Here is a 17,185-nt window from a genome sequence, read left to right as displayed (position 1 = left end):
TCAGCTATTGTCATTACTTATCTTTATATCCAAACTCCAGGTTCATTTTGCTTCTCCTCTTGAATCTGTTGTTTATTGCCTTATATACTAGCACTTTTCATTCAAAATGAATAAATGACTTTATTAATCGTTTGCTATAGAATTTGGTTATAACAAAGTCAATGAACAGCATGTTTTATGGAAAGGTGCCAAGATTATGAAGCTACACCAATTCAAATATTTAATAGAAGTATCAAAGCATGAATCGATCAGCAAAGCAGCGTCTGCTCTGTACGTTACACAACCGAGTATCAGCAAAGCGCTACGGGATTTGGAGGATGAATTGGGAATTACCATTTTGGACCGGACGAATAAAGGCGTTGTTTTTACAAAAGAGGGAAATGAACTATTGTTCTACGCTAAGATGGTGCTGGAGCAAACTGAATCCATCGTCTATCATTTTAACAAGCAAAAAGCAGAAAACTTGACCAAGCTCTCTATTTCCTCTCAGCATTATGGCTTTGCCATAGAAGCCTTTGCGAAGCTGATGGATGCCTTGGCACAACGAAATTTCGTTCTGACAATTCGCGAAGGCAAGACGACGGATGTAATTGACGACGTGTGCGCGAGCAGAAGCATCCTTGGCATTTTGTCTTTCACCAATGCAAACCAGCTTTTTTTCGAGCGTTTTTTTATTTCGAATTCACTGGTGTTTACTCCCATGGTTACGGTAAAGCAGCACGTTTTTCTTAGGAAAGAGCACCCGCTCGCCCACCTCAATTCCATTACCCTGGATCAATTAAAAGACTATCCTTGTCTCACATATCAGCAGGATGATGTACTTCTGCATTTTGCAGAAGAAGCCATTCAAGTGGATAATCTTACGAAACTGGTCTATGTAAAAGATCGGGGCACCATGAACAGTCTGCTGTCCAATACGGATAGCTACAATGTGGGAACCGGCCTTATTACGGAACAGTACATGGAACCGAATATTATTGCTATTCCTTTGGAAGGGCACAGTCTGATGCATATCGGATTTGTAAAAAGAAACGATGTCATATTGCCGGAAGAGATTTATGTATATGTTGATTTGCTGAAAAAATCGTTGGCAAAATCCGCTGTAAAAATTAGTATGGAATAATAACCCATTAGAAAGGGAGTGCGGATATCGCCCATCCTTTAACCAAAGCTTTCCTTCATGCAGCCAGAGAGCAATAGCTCAGTTCTGCTTCCATCTAAAAAATACATTGGATTCCAGAGGAGGGATTGGATGTTCATCGTAAATGTCGAGGGTACGATTTTTCAGCAGGACAAGTGGCTGCTTATCAAACGAAGCAGCAAAGAGGAGCATGCAGGCGGCACCCTTTCCCTGGTCGGCGGCAAGGCTGATTTGGAAGGAGCATCTACGGAAATTCTCGAAAGGACGGTCAGGCGGGAAATCTTTGAGGAAGTTGGCATTGAAGTTACGGAGAATGTTCAATTTCTGTATAGTTCGTCCTTTATTTTAGATGACGGGCTGCCAGTAATCAACGTTGTTTTCCTCTGCGAGTACAGCCAAGGGACTGCACACTGCAAAAGCCCTGACGAGGTTGACGAGGTACTGTGGATGACAGCCGACGAGATCATGAATCATCCCGATGCGCCGCCTTGGACGAAGGAGAGCATATCGCGGGCGGCGCAGCATATAAAGGCCATTCTTCAACAGCATGACCGAATTGAATAATAAATGGAAAGGATCGTTGCGATGACTGAAGATACAAAAGAGAGCCTGGCAGCCGAAATTGCGGCTCATCTTAAGCATACGTTCGGTCTCTCCGTGAGCGAAGCTGCAGTGATTGACAAGGGCTGGCTGCTATTATGGATTTTTACAGAATGACGATGACATATCAGGAAATCGAAAGTCCGACTTCTCCCCAAACGCGAGCTTCACGAGGGAGAATATCGGGATTACTGGTTAATTGAGTACAAACTATAAACAGCGGCAGTAGGTTATAAATGTAAAGAACATCGATATTACTGCAATTGGGTTACCGGGAAGGAGCTGCTGCCCTGTTCCTTCCCGGACAATTTACAAAGCGTTTAATGAACCACGCTACCTCCGGCGTCCTGCATAAATATCTTCGTTTTTAATTTCTCCCCTAACTCCCCACCTGATAGAGCTGCTCATACACATCCTTATTGACCATTCTCAGCCCAAACAATCTGCGGATACGCTGTCCGGGCTTGGCCTTGAAGGTTACAGTCGCCTGCTCTTTGCCCTCCAGACAGGCAGCCGGAATTTCGGCATTGATGTTGTAAAATTTGTCGGCTTCATCAAAGCCCTCCCTAAACTGCTCAAGCAGATGGCCGTTCACTAAAATATCAAAACCGCAGTTTGGCATTTCCAATGCAGCCGTGTAGGTAATGACGAGCAGCATCGGAACAGACGGGTCTGTCTTCAAATCGAAGGAAAACCAGCCGTCAATGCCCGCATTCCGGTAAGGTCGGTTATTCACATATCCTTTACGGGTCGAAGCATCTCCCTGGAAATTATGATCCCGCTCTGGCTGCATTTCTCCAGGCTGGGCATAATCGATGGTGCACTGCTCCAGAATCGCCAGCTTTTCACGTGCGGCAGTGTATTCCTTTTCCGCCTCCTGCCACCCTTCCTCCGTAAAAATGTCCCAATATACGGAATACGTACGGTCATGCATTTTATAAAAAGGAGATAATTCCACATCCCGCGGATGACCGGCTCCGTAAGTGCTGAACGTATTCATCTTCCCCTCCACCGGCTGTATCCAGTCCTCAATTTTCTCTGTTTGGGGAATGAATACAGGGGTATAGAGAAACTCCTTGGCCTTGGGATCATCAATCGGGCCGAGGTCACCCGCCAGCACCAGCGGTCCATACATGACAGCCGCCCGGTCCGGGTTATCCGGCATCGCCTCCAATCTCAGCGACATGGGCATCGTTACCTCTACAGCATCACCGTCAAACCACGTTCTGGCGATAGGGATGAAGCTGCCCGGCTCCGACACAACCTCCTGTTCTTTGCCGTTTACACGTACGGTTATGCCTTGAACAGCCCAATGCGGATAACGAATAAGCAGGGTCAATGACACAGGCTGATCACATTGCATTTCCAGCAGCGTATGATCCGTTTCCGGATAAGAGGTGCTTTGCTTTAAAATGATTCCCGCTTCTTTCCATTCCAAGGTGGACGCGATAAACTGGTTGACATATAGCTTGTCATGATCATGAAAATAGATGCCGCTGCCGTAGCTTGCATGGTTTTCCATTCCTGTGCCGACACAGCATGTAAAACCGTCAAATTTGCTTTCAAAATGCTTGTGTCCACCCATGGCCAACGATAGATAATACGTCACTCCACCATGAACCGGGTCTTGTGAGGCCAAAATATGATTAAACAAAGCCCGTTCATAAAAATCCGCTTCCTTTGCAGAGCCATTCCATTGAAACAGATGATTCGTCAGCTTAAGCATGTTGTAGGTATTGCACGTTTCCGTCGTATGAGGCCCAATACGGTCATTCAAGCCATCCGGCGCTCCAAAATACTCTCCAAAGCTGTTGCCGCCAATGACATACGAATGATGCTTCACCACCCGCTGCCAAAAAAACTCTGCCGTTGCCCGCCGCTTCGGATCATTAGTCAGCTCATACTCCTTGGCAAGCCCGATCAGCTTCGGAATTTGCGTATTGGCGTGTATGCCCTGCAAACAATCTTCCTGCGAGCTCAACGGGTCGAGCACCAGCCTGTGCCAGAATTTTTCCGCCAGCCGCAAGTAGCTTTCCTCTCCGGTATCCGCATACAGGTCCGCCAATACTTCGTTCATTCCTCCATATTCGCAAAACATTACCTGCTGCATCTGCTCTTCATTCAAGGGCTGCAAAATCCCGCCGAGCCAGTCAGCCAGCTTGCGCTCAATCTCTAATGCCTTGTTGCAGCCTGTCAAATGATACGCATCGCGCAATCCGGCGAACAGCTTATGCAGCGTATACAGAGGAGCCCAGGCACCGTTCAGATCAAAGCCCTTGGAGCGAATATTTCCGGCAGACACCTCTGCGAAAAGCTCCCTTCCCCCCGGAATACCGGATACATATCCGTCTCCATGGGCCTCCTGGCAAAGCTCCAGCTCATCCGCAATGTAATGCGCGATTTCTTTAAAGCGTTCATCTGCTGTCGAAGCATACATCATGGAGCAAGCGGACAAATAATGTCCCAACGTATGACCGGAAATGGACATGGCCTCCCAACCTTCATATTGAGGCGCTTTAGGGGCAAGCCCGGCATATTCACGAAAACGCGCCAGCAGCCGGTCAGGCACCAGCTCCAGCAGATAGGAGCGGTTCAACTCCATCGCGTGTTTAAAGGGGCCTTCGCCCAGAGTCACCTCGTTTAACGCGAATGGTCTGGCCTGCATGCGGGCCTTTACTTTTACTGCCATGCTTCTGTTCCTCCTTTTTAGGATCAAAGCCGAAATCGGTGCTTGACCAGGGGATAGGTGCGAATGCGTATAAAAACACAAAAATTCTAACGGTTGTAAGCGACGCTATTTGGGTAAAAACAGAGGATTATAAGATGTAACGGTTGCCAACGAGCTTATTTCCCGTTTTTCGCAGGCAAAGAGGCTGTCTCTCCTAAATAAGCGCGCATATAACCGTTAGCAAAGAAACCTTCGTTTTTCCGGCCAAATAAGCGCTATGACAACTGTTAGCAAAGAAAAAAGCTTCTTCAGTTTCACGAGCATTAATATGCGCCGCCAGAGGCCTGCTCCCATTGCCGGTACAGCTGTGTTCTTGCCTCCGTAATGTCGGGATGAAACTGAATTAACGCATTTGCCCGTGCAGTTTGGACCTCATGGATGGCCTCCTGTACCCGCCGTTCCCCATCGGCTCCGGCAAGACCGGCGGCATGGATAATGGAGGCGGCAGCCAGACGCCCTTGGGACATGGCTACCAGACCGCTTTCGATGCCGGTAATATTTCCGGCCACGTACAGCCCCTTGAGCGTGGTTTCCATGCGTTCACTATGCAGCGGAACATGCCCGCCCAGCCCCGGGCTGTAGATAAATTTGCAGCCCGCCACCGCCGCAAGCTCGGCGAGCGGATACAATCCGCCGCTCAGCGCGACGAAGTCGGCGGGCTCGACACGCTCGCTGCCGGGAATCGGCGAGCCGTCCGGTTTGACCTGGACCAGGGTCACAGACTCGACCCGGTCCCGCCCGTTCACGGACAGCACCGCCGTCCGCAAACGGATGGGAATATCCCACAGGCGGAAGCCCCTGTGGGGATAACAGCGCGCGATGAGGCCCTCCAGCCGCAGCGCCGCTGCCAGCCTGCCGCCTGTGCGCATCCAGGCGGCGGGGGCGAGCCCCGAGAGCTGCAGCAGCAGCTTCACGGCCGCTGCCGGAGTGGCCGCCGAGCCTGCCAGCGGATGGGCGCACGGCAGCGCAATCGCAGCGATCTTGACCCCGGCGACGGACAGTTCACGGGCAATCGCCATGGATAAGACGTTCATGCCTACAATAATGCCACGTTCCCCCGGCTTGACATAATGAACGTTGGTCAGCACCTGCGCGGCTCCAATAGACATAACGCCCGGCAGGGTCCAGCCCTCCAGCGGAACGGGAGCTTCGGCGGCCCCCGTCGCCAGCAGCACGTAATCAGCGGTGAATAATCCGCAGGAGGTGTAAATCCCCCATGTGGCCGTATATTCCATGCCATGTACAGATACACCGCAGCGGATGTCCACCCCCAGGTCCCTACAGCGGGCAATCAGCTGATCCGCAACATGCTTTCCGACCCACCAGCCTTTGCCGCCTTCCTCATGATACTGCCCAGGCATACGCCCACCCGGCTCCGTAAATTCATCCAGTACCGTGACCCGCATTCCGTGCTCGGCAGCCACTGCCGCAGCGGACAGCCCGGCCGGGCCTGCGCCAATGACGATGAGCTGCACGCTGTTACTCATGTCACCATTCTCCCTGTGATTTCATTCGAAAGCTGTCGCCCGCTTTCCACGATCATGCCCTCCTCCAGCCTTGTCAGACAGGAGCGGACGGTACCGAGCGAATGAACCGTCAGACGGCATTCGCTGCAGTGCCCGATCGCACAATAAATGCCCCTGGGCGTGCCGGATTCTTCATGTCTTCTCAGCAAGCGGACACCACCCGCCAGCAGCGCTGCCGCCAGCGGTTCTCCGGCCAGTCCCTGCATGGGACGCCCGTCAAAGGTGAAGGACACCTCATGTCTTGCAGGCTTTGGCCCGAGAATAGGGTGATTTACAATCCGCATATCACTCATAGGGGACCTCCCTCCGCCAGTTGGCCGAACGTGACCGGACGCACCGGTGGCCTTTGCGATAACAGCTCCGCCTCCCGGCGGGCAGCCGGATACTGGCTGTAAAACCACGACTCCACCACCTGCCGGCAGACCCTGCCCTGACATGCCCCCATCGTCACCCGTGTCGCCATTTTAAGCTGCCGCACCGTGTCCATTCCCTCGCGGCAAGCTTCCTCAAGCTGTGCCAGGCTCACTTCCTCACAGCGGCAAACAATCAAATGCATTGACCCGTCAGACGTCCTGACATCCATTCCAACCGCCCCCTTTGCTCCGCTGCCCGCTTATCCAAAATTAATCGCACAGGTTTTAAGTGCTGAATAAAAATCAAGCGCCGCCTGACCCTGCTCCCGCGTATGCGAGCTGGACTGCTTCAGACCGCCAAAGGGAGCCTGATATTCGACACCGGCCGTTTCCTGATTTACCCGTACCATACCGGCCTCCGCCTCATCGAGAAAGCGGTGGGCCAGACGCAAATCGCGGGTGAACAGCGAGGCGCTTAACCCGTATACCGTCTCATTGCACAGCCGGATCGCATCCTCAAAATCGTCCGCTGGCAGGACGCCGATCACGGGTCCGAAAATCTCCTCCCGAATCAGCGGATGTGACGAATCCAGCCCGGCGGCCACCAGCGGACGCACGTAATAGCCGTGCTCCGTCCCGGCAGCAGCCCCGCCCTCGGCCAAAATATCGGCTTCCCGGCGGGCCATCGCCACATAGGACATTACCTTCTCATACTGGCCTGCGGACGCGACCGGTCCGAGATACGCCTCAGGGGCCAGCGCCGGGGCAACCTGGATGCTGTTTACCGCCTGACGCAAAGCTTCCGTAAACGTTTCATAGACTGGCCGCTCCACGATTACCCGGCTGGTGGCCGTGCATTTTTGCCCCGCTGAGCGGAAAGCCCCGCTGATGATCGCCGCCACCGCCTGGGCCACATCCGCATCCTTCAGCACGATGGCGGCATTTTTACCGCCCATCTCGGTCTGGTACTTAAGGTTACGCCGCGCACACCGCTCCGCAATGCCCAAGCCTGTAGAAGTTGAGCCTGTAAAGCTGACGGCATCCAATTCCTTATGCGCCAGCAAAACATCACCTATCGCGTGACCCTGACCGATCACCAGATTCAGCACGCCAGCCGGAAACTGCGCCGACGCAAACAGCTCAGCGATCCGAACTGCCGTGAGCGAAGCATGCTCGGCAGGCTTCCATATGACCGTGTTGCCACACAGGAGCGCGGGCGCGATTTTCCACAGCGGGATGGCGACCGGAAAATTCCACGGTGTAATGACAGCCGTTACTCCGAGCGGAACGCGCTTCGTATATTGCAGCACTCCGGACTCATTGGAGGGAATGACCGCACCGATGGAACGCACGCCCTCTGCCGCGTAGTAGCGGAGCAAATGGACGCCCCGCATCACCTCGCCCCGCATCTCGGTAATGGGCTTGCCCATCTCGCGGCTGGCCAGCTCGGCGACCTCCGCCAGACTTGCCTCCAGCAGACCGGCAGCCCGGAACAGATAGGCCCCCCGGGCTGCCGGAGTTAATGTCCCCCAGCCTGCTTGAGCCCGCCGCGCCGCTTCCCCGGCTTGAGCTATATCATCCTTCGTAGAAAAACGGACAACTCCCACCTCTTCCTGCAGCGCCGAAGGGTTGCACACGACCATCTCATCGCCGGAAGGGTCCTGCCACTCGCCGCCGATCCAATTCCTGCTCGCTATCGTCTTCGCCTTCATTCAGGATGATACCCCGCTCGGACGAACCGCCGCCTCAAAGACTTCACGAATACGGTCATACTCTGCCTGCGGCAGCGCCAGTCTGGGCGGGCGTGTCGGGCCAACCGGAAATCCGGCCAGCTCCATCATATATTTGATGGACTGCACCAGCTGCGGTTTGGCATCATAATGAAACAGCGGCAGCAGCCTGCGGTACAAGGCGGAAGCCTCCGCTATATTTCCTGCCCGTGCAAGCCGGAACAGCTCCACCCCTTCCGTCGGCAGGGCATTGGGCACTCCCGAAATCCAGCCTGTCGCGCCAAACAGCGCTCCCTCCATCGCCAGATTATCCACACCAACCATAACTTCAAGGTCTGTCGTCTCCAGAATGGTGTGCATACGTCTTACATCGCCGGAAAACTCCTTGACAGCTACGATATTATCCAATCGCGATAAGTCTGCAAGCACCTCGGGGGTCAGGTCCACCTTGTAATCATGAGGATTGTTATACACAATGATCGGCAGGCCCACCTCCGCCAGCGCTTCATAATGGGCAGTCACTTCATGGGGCAGCGGATTGTAATTAATAGGCGGCAGTGCCATAACACCTGCTGCCCCGGCATCCTTCGCATGCTGAACCCAATGCACTGCCTGCCTGGTGGATGGAGCCGCCGAGCCAACAACGACCGGGACGCGTCCCGCCGTGGCGTCAATGACGGTATGCACAACCTGCGAGCGTTCTTCCGGGGATAAAGCCGCATACTCGCCCAGTGATCCCGTGGAGACCAGCCCGTCAATACCATTCGCAATCAGATGCTCACACAGCTCGGTCAGACGCTTGTAATCGACCTCTAGTTCGGCCGTAAACGGTGTAACCAATGCCACATATACCCCTTCAAAACGTGCCATATACTCACCAACCCTTTCCCAATCAAATTTTCTTACTTACAAAAAAACGGCTACATCAACAGAAACCCTTCCCTAAGCGGATCCTCCGGGTCCAGCACAAATTGATGATGTCCCGTTACCCAGGCTGAGCCTGTAATTTGCGGAATCACCGCCGGATAGGGACCCACCTGCGTTTCGCCCACAATTTCCGCGCGGAACATCGAGCCCGTGATGCTTTCATGCACAAACAGTTCATGCAGCCCCAGCTTCCCCTGGGCATGCAGCAGCGCCACCTTGGCCGAGGTTCCTGTGCCGCAGGGCGAACGGTCGATGCCTCCCGGCGGGATGACAACGACATTGCGGCAATGGGCCTCTGGAACGGTCGGTTCCCCGTAAAATTCAATATGCGTCATTCCGCGAATCACCGTGTTGTCGGGATGCACTACCTCTACCGCTGCATTCACCGCTTCCCGAATCTGCACCGCCTTCCGGACAATCTCTGCCCCATTACGCCGCTCCAACACAAGACCGATGGAATCAGCCTCGATAATGCCGTAAAAGTTGCCACCATAAGCAATATCCAGCGTCACTTTACCAAGACCTTCGACCTGAACCACCACCCCGCGGCGGTACACAAAGGAAGGAATGTTCGTAAACGTCACCTGCTTCACCTTGCCTTCATCCACATCCAGCCGCACCTGAACGGGGCCGGCGGGAGTATCCAGCAATATGGACTTTTGGTCCGGGGTAATGAATCCGATTTCCATCAGCGCCGTGCATACGCCAATCGTATCGTGACCGCACATCGGCAGATAGCCGCCTGTCTCCATAAACACCACTCCGATATCGGCATCCGGATGACAAGGCTCTGTTAAAATACAGCCTGACATGACCTCATGCCCGCGCGGCTCGAACATGAGCAGACGGCGAAAATCATCATGATGCTCTGCCATGTAAGTCATCTTTTCCAGCATCGTACGGCCAACCAGCTTGGGGGCGCCGTGAATGACCGTTCGTGTCGGGTTGCCTCCGGTGTGGGTATCAATCGTCATAATTTTGCCAAGCTCACTCATCCGGTTACCTCCCCTTGAATCCCATGACTGGCATCATCCTTTTCAAACCGGTCATACCGAAGCGGCTCCAGTGGAACACTGGCCGGCTCGCCGCGTATCATTTCGGTCACCAGCTTTCCCGTCACCGCAGCCAGGCTGATCCCGTCCCCTTCATGACCGGAAGCAATAAAAAGTCCCGGCACTTCCTCCACGGCCGATATAATCGGCAAATGGTCCGGTGTCCACGGACGCAGGCCGGTATACGCCCTCATCAGCGGCATGTTGGCCAGCACCGGAAAGAAGCGAATCGCCCGGCGGGCGATCAGGCGGATCACCTGCTGATCGACACTTGTATCCATCCCGACAAACTGGCGGCTGCTGCCAATCAAAAAGTTTTGCGATGCGGTAGGCTCGAATACCATCGCTATGCCGTATGTTTCATCCTCTTCATCCACGCTCCGTGTTCCGCCAAACTTGCTCATCAGATACCCGAACTCCATGACCTTCCGCTTCCCGATGGAGGGTATGCGGGCAGATACCAGGATATGTCCCTTGCGCGGTATAATAGGCAGGCTTAGGCCAAGTAACTGACCGATGGCGCGTGTCCATACCCCTGCCGCCAATACCACCGCACCCGCAGAGATAACGCCGCGGGGTGTTTCCACCCCGCAGACATTGCCTCCTGCATCCTTCAGGACAGACTGTACCGGCGTGTGCGGCAACAATCTGGCTCCCATCCGGCGCGCGGCTTTGGCCAGCGCATACGTCATCAGCACCGGATTCACGGTGGAATCTGTCGCACACTCCAGCCCCCCCGGCAAATCCTTGGCCAGGTGCGGCCATTCCCCCTGCAGGTCGCGGTGATCCAGCATGCGGAACGGAAGCCCCTCCTGCTGCTGACGAGTGACCCACTGCAACGCCGCCTGCATCTCCTGATCATTTTCACAGACAAGGATGCTACCCGGCGCGCGGTACTCGAACTCATCCTCCAGTTCCCCGGCCAGCTCTGCCACCAGCTGCTGCGACAGCAGCGACATGCGGCTGTCCAGTCCCGGCTCCTTGTCGATCGCCAATATATTTCCGTCACAACGCGACGAAGTGCCGCCGGCAATTTCTCCCCGCTCAACAAGTACGACCTGCAAGCCGGATTTTGCCGCATAATAAGCGATAGCCGCACCGATGATGCCGCCGCCTACAACAAGCAGATCCGCCGCATCGTGTTTCATTCGTTGCCCTCTCCTTCCACTGCTGCAATGGGACTACAGCTTGAGTGTGTAGCTCCGTGTCACAGGTTTGCCCAGTTCATCATAATCCCGCAGTTGTACGGTGAACGTATACGTTTTATTTCCTGTTCCGCTGGCCGCCGTTCCGCTAATCGTTCCCGTGAAGCGATCCAGCTTGAAACCGGCGGGCAGCTCGCCTTGCGTGACCGTCCAATCATAAAACGGTACGCCACCCTTTGCCTCCAGCTTGACCGAATATGCCTGCCCTTGAACAGGTGCGGGCAGCTCCTTCGTCACAATCTCCGGCGCGAGGAAAGGAGTCAAATTTTTGCGCAACGGCCAGCCTGCTTTTTCGGCTACGAGCAGCGACAGCTTGGTGTTCATCCAGCGCCGGGTCGGGAACAGATGGTTCCAGCCGCCATTTTGTCCGCTCAGTCTGTCCACCTCGGCCAGCGCTCCGGAGAGATGATAGCTATTGTCCAGCAGGGCCGGTCTATTTTGATAAGCCAAAATGACCGGATCATTGCCTCCCGACTCCTTCAGCGCTCTCACGCCAGGGAATGTGTCGCTGAACACCACCGCATGGCCGAATTCGTGCATCATCAGTCCATACACATCCGTCACCTTGGACAGGTCAGACAGATACCATTCTTCGTCATTCACGGACGTAAATGGAACCGCATCATCATAGAAATCCAGAATCAGACCGTAAGAACGGTTCAAATTGCCTGGCACAGTTACACCGTTCCGGGTGTGATATTTGCCGTTCGCAGCCGGATAACCCGTGGAATACGGTCCGTTCAACCCTCTGAGGAACACCCACATGCCGTTATAGGCTTTGTTATTTGACACCTGTATCGTATTTTGCCAGTCGTCTCCGGGAAGATGGTTGGCTTCCGCCCCGGTCGGAACCGTGTCGAAGGGCTTCAGATCGAAGAAATAAAACCAGTCCTTTATCGCCAGCTCTGTGGCTTTTCTGGTGGCAGCATCATTGAAATAAGGCTTGATCGTATCGAAGCGGTAGTCAAAATCAATCGGGATGGACGGCTCTGCATTATCATCCTGATCCAGTACTCGAATCGGAATAGTCTGGTTAGTCGTGCTCCCATCCCTTCCCGTCACGGCCATGGACAGCGTGTACTTCTCAATTTCGCCGTTCCCGCCGATCCGGTCAGGATGAATGGCCAGCAGGAAGTTCTTCTCCTCCTGCGCGCTGTTGAAGGTCAAGGTTTTGCTGGCTCCGTTCGCCGACAGCGTGCTTGGCAAATCCATCATCAGGCGGGATGTGCCCTGTGCTTTCAGCGTTACGGTTACCGGAAAAGAAGCGTCCGCCGGCGGTTTGACTTTTAACTTCACATACGGATTTGCCAGATATCCCTGCCAATCGACCAGTTCAATGCCATAATCGTTCACTGTCCGCTGAAAAATGTCGATAACCTGGGCACCCGATGGCGCTAGCGCTTGCAATTCCGCTTGTGCTTGCAATTCCTCTTCGGCAAAAGCCTTCTCACCCGGAACAGCCGGTGTTAAAGCAACGATCAGGGCAGCCGCAAGCGTGGTCAATCCTACTTTTGTGCTTCGTTTGTGCATCTTTAATCCCTCCATCATTTTTTTGGATGACTTGCGAAATAACTGCGTTCCTACAATACAAGCAGTTCCTTCGGCGAAGAGGTCAGCACTTTGACACCATCGTCTGTTATGAACACATCATCCTCAATGCGGACCCCGCCGAAACCCGGAATATAAATCCCCGGCTCCACCGTAAGGACATGACCCGGCTCCAGCACCGACTTGCTTTCGCGGGACAGCCGCACCTGCTCATGAATCTCAAGGCCAAAGCCGTGACCCAACCCATGGCCAAAATACTCGCCATAGCCGTATGAGGCAATCACATCCCGCCCCAGGCTGTCCCCCTCGCGCCCGCTTAACCCCGGGCGAAGTCCCGCAATCGTCTTCTCGTTGGCTTCCAGCACAATGGAATATAATTCTTCATGCCGCTCTGACGGTGTTCCGACAAATACCGTGCGTGTCAGATCGGATAAATAACCGCGCAAGTTGGCGCCAAAATCCATCGTGACAAACTCATCCCGGCCAATTTCCTTATCACTGGCCAGCCCGTGCGGCAGCGCAGAACGCTCGCCCGAAGCGACAATGAACGCAAAGCCGCCCGCATCCGCGCCCGCCAGCCGCAGTCTGTACTCCAGCTCCGCCGCAATCCGCCGCTCTGTTACACCAGGCTTGATCGAATTCAGCACTTCTGTAAAAGCGGCATCCGTGATGCGCACCGCCTCGCTGATGGTACGGACTTCTTCCTCATCCTTCACATCGCGCAGCCTTTCAACTACATCCACAGTCAGCACATATTCCAGCGAGCCCAGCGCCGCTTGAAGCTCGCCCGACTGCTGAAGGGAGACATGACGGCTCTCTACGCCCAACCGCTGAACGCCTAACTTTCTTGCAAGCTCCGCCACGGTTTGGAAAATTGGCCCCTCATGCTGCTGGATGGAATATTCCGGCGCCTGCTCCGCTGCTTGTATCATGTAGCGAAAATCCGTGACCAGGAAAGCTTCCTGCTCTGTAAGGAGCGCTATCCCCGCCGAACCGGTAAACCCGGTCATATAACGGCGGTTGGGACCATGTGTAATCAGCAGCGCGTCTATACCGAGCGCGGGGAATTCCGCGCGCAAGCGGGCCAATCTCCCCGGTACACCCTTCATGCCTTCTTCTTTCATTCGTTCGCCTCCTTTTCTCAAATCATGTATTCTGACTTCCTGTCAGCCTTTTATCCCTGTCAAGGTGATGCCTTCAATAAAATAGCGCTGCCCGATAAAAAAAAGCAGGACAACAGGAGCCAAAATCGTGCTGGAAGCCGCCATCAGATAAGGCCAATTTGTATTGTTCAGCCCGCGAAACGTCGCGAGTCCCAGCGCCAGTGTAAAATTCCTTTCATCGCTTAGATAAATAATCGGACCCAGAAAATCGTTCCACACGTCAATAAAGGTAAAAATGCCGATCACGATCAAGGCTGGCGAACACAGGGGAACGATGACACGCCACAGCACAGTCAGAGGTGTGCCGCCATCCATATATGCCGCTTCATCCAGATCACGCGGAATCGTCAGCATAAATTGACGCATCAGGAAGATATTAAACGCTCCGCCGCCGAACCATGCGGGAACAATGAGCGGCAGGAACGTATTCAGCCCTCCCAGCTCACGCCACATGACGAAGGTGGGAATGAGCGTCACCGCGTAAGGCAGCATCATCGACCCGATCAGCAGGGAAAAAATCAGCTGCCGTCCCGGCCAGCGCAATCGTGCAAAGGAAAACGCCGAGATCATGGAGGTTAACAGCACGCCCGCCAGCACACACACTTCAATGATGAATGTGTTCATGAAGTACCTGCCGAATGGCACCGAGGTCAGCGCTTCCGGATAATTGCTCCATTGAAATGGAGCAGGGACCCACTCCGGCGGGAACACGAAGATTTGCGAGGTTCCCATCAGTGAGCTGCGAATGAGCCATACAAATGGCAGCAGCATGAAAACACTGCCTGTGATTAAAATGATGTACAGCAGCACACGGGTAACCCGGAAGGGTTTGGCACGGGTGACGGCAGTAGGACTGCGGGACCATAAAACCTGATTCATGAACGTCCACCCCCTTCATAGTGAACCCACTTGCTGGCCGTGGAAAAAATAAGGGCAGTCAATGCCATGATGACGAAAAACAAAATCCAGGCCAGTGCTGAAGCATAACCGATTTTCGTTTCCGTAAAGGCTGTGCGCCACAAGTAAAATACATAGAACAAGGTCGAATTGTTGGGTCCCCCCAGAGTCATGACATAGGCCTGATTGAAGGATTGAAAGGTAGAGATTAAAGACATTACGAGATTGAAGAAAATGGTTGGGGTCATCGAAGGAATGGTAATATGAATGAATTTATGCCACATATGGCCGCCGTCTACCTCAGCCGCTTCATACAAATGGGCAGGCACCGACTGCAGCCCGGCTAAAAAGATAATGACCGTGTTCCCGATTCCCCACGTGCTCATCATAATCAGGGAAGGAATGGCTGTCCGCTCATCATAAATCCACTTGCTTCCCGGCAGTCCGACTTGCTCCAGCAATGAATTCAATAAACCAAAATCCGGGTTAAACATCCACAGCCACAGCATGGTGTTGGCAATACTCGGTACAATGGTAGGCAAATAATAAATGGTGCGGAACACCGACAGGCCCTTCACCTTCTGATTTAAGAGCAGCGCAATGATAAAAGCCGCCGCCAGACCAAGGGGGACACTACCCAATGCATAATAAGCAGTTACAAACATCGATTTGGAGAAGGTGTCGTCTTCGGTCAAAATGGTCCGGTAATTATCCAGCCCAATAAAGCTCATTTGTCCGCCTATTGTCCAATCAGTGAGGCTAAAGATAAACGAGGCCGCAATCGGTCCAATCGTAAAGATCATGAGTCCCAGGATAGCAGGAAGCGCAAACAGCAGACCCCAGTTTCGCTCCATGCGCATCATCCCTGATTTTGGCCTCTTCATGGGCTGTTCTCCTTTCCCGGCTGTCCTGCCGGATTATTCATCCGGGTATACGCCTTGCAGCAAGGGCTGAATGACAGGTTCAAGTTCATCCAGCGCCTGCTGCGCCGTTTTCTTGTTCGTCCAGATCAGATCCAGCCCCGGGGTCAGCTTGGAACCGATATCAGGCCAGTTGCGCAGGGTGGTGGTCAACGGCTTGATCGCATAATCTCTGGCATACTTGATGCCTGCCTCCTGAAATTCCGGCGGATGTGCGGCATTATGGGTCCATGACTGGATAGCCTGCTCATCTGTATAATATTTTTCCTCGATAGGCATCCACAGACCGGATTTAAACAGCTCCACCTTCTCCGGGTTGTTATGGTACAAATAAAATTCAAGCGCTTCCTTCGGATGCTTGGTCGTCTGGAAAATTACCGTCGCTCCTGCAACAATCATCGTTTTGGGCTCCTTCAGCTTCGGAAGGACGCCGACGCTCCACTGCAGCTGCTTGTTGTTGGAAAAGTCCAGCAGGGACCATGTTCCGTCTACCACCATGGCAACCTTTTTCGTCTGCAGCCGGATCGTATTGGAAGGCATATCCTGCTGCTGAATCAAATCCGGGGACACATGTTCCTTGAACACCAGATCCTGCAGCTTCTGGAATACCTCCACCGACTCGGGACTATTCAGGGTATACTTCATGCCTGTCTCGTCGGTTAAGCCTCCGCCGTTGCTCGCCAGAAGCGGGCCCCAGGAGCTGCGGTCGTTGCCAAAGGCAAAGCCGTATTGCACAATATTGTCCGGATCAAATCCGCTTTCACCCGGATGCTTGCCGTTCTGATCCTTGGTCAGCTTTTTCGCAATTTCCAGAAACTCATCCCAGGTCCAGGCCTGTTCGGGATCCGCAGGCGGGACGGGGACTCCCGCTTCCGTAAACAGCTCCTTGTTGTAAAATAACTGCATGACTTCCAGTGCGGTGTAATTGCCGATTGATTTGCCGGGTTCGCTGTAGAGATAGGAGGATTTAAGCTTGTTGGTTAATTCGGGATATTCGTCATAATAAGAGGATAAATCCAGGAGCTTACCTTCACTTGCCCATTTCATCGTGAGTGAATCGCCCAGATAGGCGATATCCGGCAGCTGATTCGCGGCCATTAATGTGTTGATTTTGGTCGTGTAATCACCAGGAACATGCTCGCCCTTCACACGGATGTTCGGGTGGGAAGCATTAAAGCTCTCGACCATTTTTTCCATCGCCTGCTTCTCGTCATTGCTTCCCCAGTACATGAACCTGAGCTCGACCGCATCCGAATTGGGCGTTTCGCCTGCGTTTCCGCTGCAAGCCGTCAGCCCTGCCAGCATCGTCGTCAGCACAAGAGCCATCCATGTCCGTAACCGTCGTTTCACAATATCCACCGGCCCCTTCCTGAATCGGATTCTCCTTACAAGTCC

Annotated in this window: 16 protein-coding genes; 3 read left to right on the top strand and 13 right to left on the bottom strand. The window is 53.7% G+C overall.

From position 1 onward, the window contains the following. Positions 1–196: 196 nt before the first annotated feature. The 3 genes from ACE41H_RS14010 to ACE41H_RS14000 all read left to right on the top strand — a co-directional run bounded on the left by ACE41H_RS14010 (position 197) and on the right by ACE41H_RS14000 (position 1,858). Positions 197–1,123, top strand: a complete 927-nt coding sequence (locus ACE41H_RS14010) for a LysR family transcriptional regulator (protein WP_375355909.1) — start codon at positions 197–199, stop codon at positions 1,121–1,123. 129 nt (positions 1,124–1,252) lie between these two features. Then, positions 1,253–1,705: an NUDIX hydrolase gene (locus ACE41H_RS14005; RefSeq protein WP_375355907.1), complete on the top strand. Its 453-nt coding sequence runs from the start codon at positions 1,253–1,255 to the stop codon at positions 1,703–1,705. 21 nt (positions 1,706–1,726) lie between these two features. Then, positions 1,727–1,858 carry a hypothetical protein gene (locus ACE41H_RS14000; RefSeq protein ID WP_375355905.1) on the top strand — a complete coding sequence of 44 codons (132 nt, stop codon included), beginning with the start codon at positions 1,727–1,729 and terminating at the stop codon, positions 1,856–1,858. 262 nt (positions 1,859–2,120) lie between these two features. Here the strand turns inward: ACE41H_RS14000 and ACE41H_RS13995 are convergent, their stop codons facing one another. From ACE41H_RS13995 to ACE41H_RS13935, 13 genes are all read right to left on the bottom strand, one after another. Further along, entirely contained in the window at positions 2,121–4,430 is a 2,310-nt protein-coding gene (locus tag ACE41H_RS13995) for a glycoside hydrolase family 127 protein (RefSeq protein ID WP_375355903.1), read from the bottom strand. 302 nt (positions 4,431–4,732) lie between these two features. Then, complete coding sequence (locus ACE41H_RS13990; protein ID WP_375355901.1) at positions 4,733–5,956, bottom strand: NAD(P)/FAD-dependent oxidoreductase; 1,224 nt, start codon at positions 5,954–5,956, stop codon at positions 4,733–4,735. Next, the gene (locus ACE41H_RS13985; protein ID WP_375355899.1) at positions 5,953–6,288 is read right to left on the bottom strand and encodes a (2Fe-2S)-binding protein; all 336 of its coding nucleotides are present in this window, start codon (positions 6,286–6,288) and stop codon (positions 5,953–5,955) included. The genes ACE41H_RS13990 and ACE41H_RS13985 overlap by 4 nt, the downstream gene beginning before the upstream one ends. Further along, positions 6,285–6,578 (bottom strand): (2Fe-2S)-binding protein, encoded by a 294-nt coding sequence (locus ACE41H_RS13980; protein ID WP_375355897.1) that lies wholly within the window; start codon positions 6,576–6,578, stop codon positions 6,285–6,287. The genes ACE41H_RS13985 and ACE41H_RS13980 overlap by 4 nt, the downstream gene beginning before the upstream one ends. A 30-nt stretch (positions 6,579–6,608) precedes the next feature. Beyond that, complete coding sequence (locus ACE41H_RS13975) at positions 6,609–8,045, bottom strand: aldehyde dehydrogenase family protein (protein ID WP_375356075.1); 1,437 nt, start codon at positions 8,043–8,045, stop codon at positions 6,609–6,611. A gap of 15 nt (positions 8,046–8,060) precedes the next feature. Beyond that, entirely contained in the window at positions 8,061–8,948 is an 888-nt protein-coding gene (locus ACE41H_RS13970) for a dihydrodipicolinate synthase family protein (protein WP_375355895.1), read from the bottom strand. Positions 8,949–8,998: 50 nt separating this feature from the next. Next, positions 8,999–10,000 (bottom strand): proline racemase family protein, encoded by a 1,002-nt coding sequence (locus tag ACE41H_RS13965; protein ID WP_375355893.1) that lies wholly within the window; start codon positions 9,998–10,000, stop codon positions 8,999–9,001. Then, on the bottom strand, positions 9,997–11,205 hold the full coding sequence (locus ACE41H_RS13960) for an NAD(P)/FAD-dependent oxidoreductase (protein WP_375355891.1): 1,209 nt from the start codon (positions 11,203–11,205) through the stop codon (positions 9,997–9,999). Before ACE41H_RS13960 ends, ACE41H_RS13965 begins: the two co-directional genes overlap by 4 nt. 33 nt (positions 11,206–11,238) lie before the next feature. Next, positions 11,239–12,792, bottom strand: coding sequence for an Ig domain-containing protein (locus ACE41H_RS13955; RefSeq protein ID WP_375355889.1), 1,554 nt, complete (start codon positions 12,790–12,792; stop codon positions 11,239–11,241). 50 nt (positions 12,793–12,842) lie between these two features. After that, positions 12,843–13,934: a M24 family metallopeptidase gene (locus tag ACE41H_RS13950; RefSeq protein ID WP_375355887.1), complete on the bottom strand. Its 1,092-nt coding sequence runs from the start codon at positions 13,932–13,934 to the stop codon at positions 12,843–12,845. A gap of 42 nt (positions 13,935–13,976) precedes the next feature. After that, positions 13,977–14,852, bottom strand: coding sequence for a carbohydrate ABC transporter permease (locus ACE41H_RS13945; RefSeq protein WP_375355885.1), 876 nt, complete (start codon positions 14,850–14,852; stop codon positions 13,977–13,979). Then, positions 14,849–15,754: a carbohydrate ABC transporter permease gene (locus tag ACE41H_RS13940; protein ID WP_375355884.1), complete on the bottom strand. Its 906-nt coding sequence runs from the start codon at positions 15,752–15,754 to the stop codon at positions 14,849–14,851. The genes ACE41H_RS13945 and ACE41H_RS13940 overlap by 4 nt, the downstream gene beginning before the upstream one ends. Positions 15,755–15,787: 33 nt before the next feature. Then, positions 15,788–17,140, bottom strand: coding sequence for an ABC transporter substrate-binding protein (locus ACE41H_RS13935; RefSeq protein WP_375355883.1), 1,353 nt, complete (start codon positions 17,138–17,140; stop codon positions 15,788–15,790). Positions 17,141–17,185 lie beyond the last annotated feature (45 nt).

Source organism: Paenibacillus enshidis, from assembly GCF_042136365.1.
GTDB lineage: Bacteria > Bacillota > Bacilli > Paenibacillales > Paenibacillaceae > Paenibacillus > Paenibacillus enshidis.
Note: the sequence above shows the minus strand (reverse complement) of the source record. Positions and strands in the feature narration are given on the sequence as shown.